The following is a 6,051-nucleotide window of genomic DNA, read 5'->3' on the forward strand; positions in this document are numbered from 1 at the left end:
CACCCGCCCCGGCGGGTCGACCAAGCGCAGAATGGAAAAGCCCGTGACAGATTTGCCCGAGCCGCTTTCGCCCACAAGGCCAAGAACCTCGCCCGCATCGAGCGAGAAGCTGACGCCATCCACCGCCTTGACCACGCCGTCATCGGTGAAAAAATGCGTTTGCAGATCGCGGATATCCAGAACGCTCATCGGGTCAACCTTGGGTTCAATGTGTCGCGCAGGCGGTCGCCCACCATGTTGATCGCCGCGACAATCGCTAACAGCGCGACGCCGGGATACATGCTCATCCAGTATTGGCCCGACAGCATGTAGCCATAGCCATTGGCAATCAGTAGCCCCAGCGAGGGTTGGGTGATCGGTACGCCCACGCCAAGAAAAGACAGCGAGCTTTCCAGCACGATGGTATTGGCCACTTGCACCGTCGAGATCACGATCAAGGGCGGGATGCAGTTGGGTAGTAAATGGCCAAACACGATCCGCCACGCAGGCAGGCCCAGACCGCGGGCGGCATCGATATATTCCTTGCGCGTCTCCGATAGTGCTGTGCCGCGCACGGTGCGCGCGTAATAGGCCCATTGCACGATGATCAGCGCGATCACGATCTTGTCGAGGCCGCGCCCAAAGGCCGCCATCAGCATCAAGGCCACGAGGATCGAGGGGAACGACAGCTGGAAATCGACGATCCGCATCAGGATCGCCTCGATCCGCCCCCCGGCCCATGCAGCATAAATACCCACAACAACCCCGATCAGCATCGCAATCAGCGTTGCCGCGATCGAGACCGAGAGCGAGACCCTGAGACCATAGAGAATCCCCGACAAGATATCGCGCCCCTGCTCGTCGGTGCCGAGGTGAAAGGTCAATGTGCGGTCGAAATTCGTTGATCCGGGCGGCTGGCGGCCATCCATGATATCAAGCTGGCGCAGGTCATAGGGGTTCTGCGGCGAAAGCTCGGTGGCAAAGATCGCCAAGACGATCAACAAAAGCAGGCAGGCCGTAGCCACATAGGCCGAGGGGCCGGAAAAGAACTTGGCGTATTTTCCGCGCAGCAGCACCGCCGCCAATGCAACCAGCCCCACCAACAAGATGATGCGCGACCACAGCGGTGGCAGGCCCACACCACCCAAAAGCATGACCAGCGCGGCCACCACGGCAAGCCCCGCCACGCGGCTGGCGATCCGCCATAACTTGGCAGGGTCGGTGGTGGGCGCGATCTGGATATCGGCGCTCATGCTGCTTCCCCCTTCACCCGGACACGCGGATCGAGGAGCGTGTAGATTACATCGACAGCGAAATTGATGATGATGAAGATCAGCACCGTGAGCATCAGATAGGCCACGATCACAGGGCGATCGAGCGTCGTGATACTATCAATCAACAGCTTGCCCATGCCGGGCCACGCAAAGACCGTTTCGGTCACCACGGCAAAAGCGATCATCGAGCCCAGCTCGAGGCCCAGCACGGTGATGATCGGGATCATGATGTTTTTCAGCACATGCACGAACAGAATGCGGGTTTCCGAGATCCCCTTGGCGCGGGCGAATTTAACGTAATCTTGCATCAAGGCCTCTTGCGTGCCTGCGCGTGCAAGCCGCGTGACAAGCGATGCCTTGTAAAGCGCCAAGGTCAGCGCAGGCAGGATCATGTATTGCAATCCATTGCTGGAAAAAATCGACAGGCGCAGGCCCAAAACCTCGACCGTTTCGCCACGCCCGGTCGATGGCAGCCAGCGCAACTCGACCGCGAAGATCAAGATCAAGAGCATGCCGACCCAGAAATTCGGCAGCGAAAAGCCAAAGATCGAGCCGGTCATGATCGCGCGGCCCTGCCAGCGGTCGGCCTTGTAGCCGGCATAGACGCCCAAAGGCACCCCGATGGCGATCGAGAAGATCAAGCCAAGAAGCGCCAGTTCCAGCGTTGCGGGCATGTATGACAAAATCAGCTGTACCGCCGGTTCGCCATGCACAAAGCTGCGCCCCAGATCGCCCTGCAGCGCGTTGCCCACGAATTTCAGAAATTGGATATAGACCGGCTGATCAAAGCCGAAGCGCGCCATTGTCTCTTCGATTTCGGCAGGCGTGGCATCGGGCGAGATCAGGATATCGACCGGGTTGCCGATCATGTAAACGCCGAAGAACACGACCACCATCATTGCGATCAGCACAAAGACCGATTGCGCAAGGCGCCGTAGCAAGAAGACGAGCATCTTGGATGCGTCCTAGTGTCAGGAGTGCGGGGATGGCCGCGCGATTGCCCGCGCGGCCAAAAACATCATGCGATCAATTTGCCGGGTGTATCATATATGGCAGCGTGTATTGATCGGCGCGGGGCTCATAATCGATGCTTGCGCGCATGGCCCATGGTGTCACCTCGTAATGAAGCGGGATGATCGCGTAATCATCCATCGCCATGCGCGAGGCTTGGCGCAGCAGGTTTTCGCGCGCGGTATCGTCAACCGTGCGCAGCGCCTCGAGCAGGACTGCATCCATCGCGGGGTTGGAATACTGGCCCCGGTTGGTGCCGCCCAGACCCAGATCGCTGTTACGCGTTGCCAAGAGCGCGCGGAGCGGTGAGGACATCTCGCCTGTGCCAGCGCCCCAACCTGCAAGATAGGCCGAGAACTCGAACGCATTACGGCGCGAGAAGAAGGTCGAAGCGGTCGAAGCGTCGATCTGCGTCTCGACACCGATCCGCGCCCACATCTGTGCCACAGCCTGTGCAACCTGCGCATCATTGATGTAGCGATCATTGGGCGTGCCGATGGTGATGCCAAAGCCGTTGGGATAGCCCGCCTCAGCCAAAAGCGCCCGAGCGCGATCGGCGTCGAAGCCACGCGGGGGCAGATCGCCCTCGACATGCGCGCCGAACATGCCCGGCGGCAGCAACTCGCCCGCGGACACGGCCACGCCGCCCATGATCCGCTCGACAATGGCGTCACGGTTGACAGCGATGGTCAGCGCCTCGCGGACACGGATGTCTTGCAGCGGATTTGCCCCATCCGTGCCAGTGATCATCGGCGATGGCGCCTGCTTATGGTCGAGATGGATATAGATGACGCGGTTGGAAATTCCCTGCACAACACGCAAGCCTGGATCTGCGTTCAGCCGCTCAAGGTCTTGCAGCGGCGGATTCTCGACGAAATCGACATCGCCCGCAATCAAGGCAGCAACGCGCGGCCCTTCAGAGGTCAGCGGCAGCATTGTCACGCGTTCCCAATGCGCGGCCTCGCCCCAGTAGCCGGGATTGCGCACAAGGCTGATGCCCTCGCCGCGACGGAAACTGTCCAGCAAGAAGGGGCCGGTTCCGATCGCGGCCGAGCCATCGTTAAAGGCTTGGGTGGCCGGCACAGCCATGTCACCGCAGCCTTCGGTGCTGAAGGTCAGGGCCGATCCATCCACACCATTGGCGCGCGCCGAGATAATGCCGAAGGTCGAGAATTCGGTCGGCATCAGCGGATAGGGTTCGGCGCTATGCACGATCAGCGTATGGGCATCCGGCACCTCAAGCCCAGTGATCCCGCCAGTATAGGTGGTGAAAAGCGAGGGTGAATCCGGCACACCGGGAATACGGCAGACCGTATAAACGACGTCATAGGCATCAAAGGGCGAGCCGTCGGAGAACGACACATCCTTGCGCAGGTTGAACTGCCAGCTTGTGTCGCTTACAGGCGCCCAGCTTTCGGCCAGAAGCGGCGTCAACTGCTGCGCGGCGTCCGTGCCAACGAGCGATTCGAAGATAGCGCGGCGCAGTTGGTTATTGGGCCCGAGGTTGTGAAAATGCGGGTCGGCCGAAGATGGCTCGGACGCAAGACCGATGCGCAATTCCTGCGCTGCGAGCGGCAAAGCCGGGATCGCAGTGGCAAGGGCGGCCACAACCAAGCCGCGAAAAACGGGGCTAGACATTAGGGGTGATCTCCTCTGTTGGCGGGCAGGGTTTGAACACCCAACCTCACTTTCGTCCATAGACCCGCCGACCCTATCCGAGACCGCCACTGCGTGAATTGGAAACTGCATGATTTAATGTTATGCACCTATAATGATTTTGCATAACAGATCATTGAAAGGAGGGTGGCCATGCGTCCACGCGCATCGATCCGCGAATATGAGGTGCTGCGCGCGGTCATCAGCTCGGGCACCGTGACGGCGGCGGCTCATCGCCTTGGCATTTCGCAACCCGCCGTCAGTCGCTTGCTGGCCCAATTGGAATCGAATGTTGGGGTCACGCTGTTCGAGCGGCGTGGCGGCCGCTTGCGCCCTACCGCCGAGGCGGTGCGGCTGAACGGCCATCTTGACCGATTGTTCGACGCCTTGGCCTATCTCGACGGAACCGACCCCAGTGACCCGGCCAGCCAGCCACTTCGCCTTGCTGCGCCCCCCACCTTGGGCCACCGCTTTCTGGCCGGTCTTATGGCCAGCTTCATGAAGCAAAACCCGGGCCAAATGGTTTCATTGGAAACTTGCACCTCGAACGGCTTGGTAAGCCGGTTGGTGGAGGACACCATCGACCTTGGCTTTACATTGGCCGAGCTCACACATTCCGCGATGGAACTGATCCCGTTTCACCAAACCCGCGCGGTCTGCGTCATGGCGCATGACCACCCTTTGGCGCGTTACAAGGTGATCACGCCCGAGATCTTGCATGGCCAAGATCACATCGCGCTCATGCGGCGGCACATGGTGCGTACGCGGCTTGATCAGGTTTTTGCGAATGCCAATGTTCGGCCAAATACCGTCGCAGAAGTGGCAACGGGCGTCAGCGCCACAACACTGGCGCGCGCCGGCATGGGCGTGGCTGTGATCTGCCCTTTTCCCTTGATTAGCCAAGCGCACCCGGAACTCGCCGTGCGACCCTTTGAGCCAGAATTCATCTATCGCGTCTCTTTCGCCGTCTCGACCGTGAGGCCCATGTCGCGCCCTGCGCGCGCCTTCATGCGCCATGTGCAGTTATCGGTGAAATCGAATGCGCGGTCAGCCTATGAGCTGCGCCCACCCGAATTCTAGGCGATCACGGGTTTGCTCCGATCAGCGACGACACGAAACCTTCGCGCAGCACGGCAGGATCATGAGCCTTGCGCCCAAAGACCTCGCGCAGCATGGGCTCAAAGCGCGAGAGCGGCTCTGTCGGGTAATCGGGATCAAAGCTGGATTGATCCCATCGTTCGCAAAACTCCGCGCAGCTGTCGAAACACGGATGGTCGCGAAAACGCGCGCGCGCGTCGCGGTCCCACCCGTAGTGATGGGCATAATAGATCATCTGGAAAATGCCATGATGCTCGACAACCCACGCCACATCCCAGCGCACGAAGGGGCGGATGACCTCGGCAGACATACGGTCATGGTTCTGCGGGGCCAAACCATCGCCGATGTCATGCAAAAGCGCGCCAACGACCCAGTCGATATCGGCCCCATCGCGCATCGCACGCGTCGCCGATTGCAGCCCGTGGGTCAGCCGCGAGATCTTGTAACCCTCGAGCGTCACCTCATCCGCACGGCGCAATTCGTCCAAGACACGATCGGCCGTGAGGGCGAGAAAGGGTTTCTCCAACCGCGCGAGAAGCGCGTATTCCTCGCGCGTGCCATCTTTCATGGCGGTGAACAAAACAGTCTCAGCCATCGATGCAGCCCCAAATGATCATGACCAAATCAATCATCCATCGCGGCGGCGCACAAGATTTATGACGTCTTGCCTGAGGCTTCGTCGGCAAGCGGTGTGACTGACTGCGCCGGCAGTGCAACGATCTGGTCCCATGTTTCCTCGGGCACATGGATCAATTCGTGCGCAGCTTGATGATGGTTGCGCTCGCGTTCACCGGGGATCTCGACCGCGGCAAAGCCCGGCGCAGGTGGGCAGGTGCGCATCGGCGGTGCAGAATAGGCGGGGCAAACGAGCTTCGAACTCGCGAGACGCTTTCGGTTAGTCGCTTGAAGCTGAGCCATACAAACCAAGGACCACGCTCCCAGAACCGGCCCCCCTGAACCGGGAGCCTCAGTCCGGCAACTTTGGACAGAACACCTCGGTCCAACGACATTGGATCGGGTGCCTTGGACCTGA

Annotated in this window: 7 protein-coding genes; 1 reads left to right on the top strand and 6 read right to left on the bottom strand. The window is 60.3% G+C overall.

The window, feature by feature from the left end:
* The 4 genes from ACTG4J_RS05815 to ACTG4J_RS05830 form a co-directional block, all read right to left on the bottom strand.
* The coding region (locus tag ACTG4J_RS05815; protein ID WP_439137878.1) for an ATP-binding cassette domain-containing protein at positions 1 to 189 on the bottom strand (189 nt) is incomplete at its 3' end.
* Positions 186 to 1,232: an ABC transporter permease gene (locus tag ACTG4J_RS05820; RefSeq protein WP_439137880.1), complete on the bottom strand. Its 1,047-nt coding sequence runs from the start codon at positions 1,230 to 1,232 to the stop codon at positions 186 to 188. The genes ACTG4J_RS05815 and ACTG4J_RS05820, both read right to left, overlap by 4 nt.
* On the bottom strand, positions 1,229 to 2,206 hold the full coding sequence (locus ACTG4J_RS05825; protein WP_422238884.1) for an ABC transporter permease: 978 nt from the start codon (positions 2,204 to 2,206) through the stop codon (positions 1,229 to 1,231). Before ACTG4J_RS05825 ends, ACTG4J_RS05820 begins: the two co-directional genes overlap by 4 nt.
* Positions 2,207 to 2,279: 73 nt before the next feature.
* Entirely contained in the window at positions 2,280 to 3,902 is a 1,623-nt protein-coding gene (locus tag ACTG4J_RS05830; protein ID WP_439137882.1) for an ABC transporter substrate-binding protein, read from the bottom strand.
* 171 nt (positions 3,903 to 4,073) lie between these two features.
* Between ACTG4J_RS05830 and ACTG4J_RS05835 the strand changes: the two genes are divergently transcribed.
* Positions 4,074 to 5,000: a LysR family transcriptional regulator gene (locus ACTG4J_RS05835; protein WP_439137883.1), complete on the top strand. Its 927-nt coding sequence runs from the start codon at positions 4,074 to 4,076 to the stop codon at positions 4,998 to 5,000.
* Between the two features lie 4 nt (positions 5,001 to 5,004).
* Here the strand turns inward: ACTG4J_RS05835 and ACTG4J_RS05840 are convergent, their stop codons facing one another.
* Together ACTG4J_RS05840 and ACTG4J_RS05845 are read right to left on the bottom strand one after the other, a co-directional pair.
* The gene (locus ACTG4J_RS05840) at positions 5,005 to 5,613 is read right to left on the bottom strand and encodes an HD domain-containing protein (protein WP_439137884.1); all 609 of its coding nucleotides are present in this window, start codon (positions 5,611 to 5,613) and stop codon (positions 5,005 to 5,007) included.
* Between the two features lie 59 nt (positions 5,614 to 5,672).
* On the bottom strand, positions 5,673 to 5,858 hold the full coding sequence (locus ACTG4J_RS05845; RefSeq protein ID WP_439137886.1) for a hypothetical protein: 186 nt from the start codon (positions 5,856 to 5,858) through the stop codon (positions 5,673 to 5,675).
* Between the last annotated feature and the right edge of the window lie 193 nt (positions 5,859 to 6,051).

Origin of the sequence: Roseicyclus sp., assembly GCF_965662675.1 — a bacterium.
Classification (GTDB): domain Bacteria; phylum Pseudomonadota; class Alphaproteobacteria; order Rhodobacterales; family Rhodobacteraceae; genus Roseicyclus.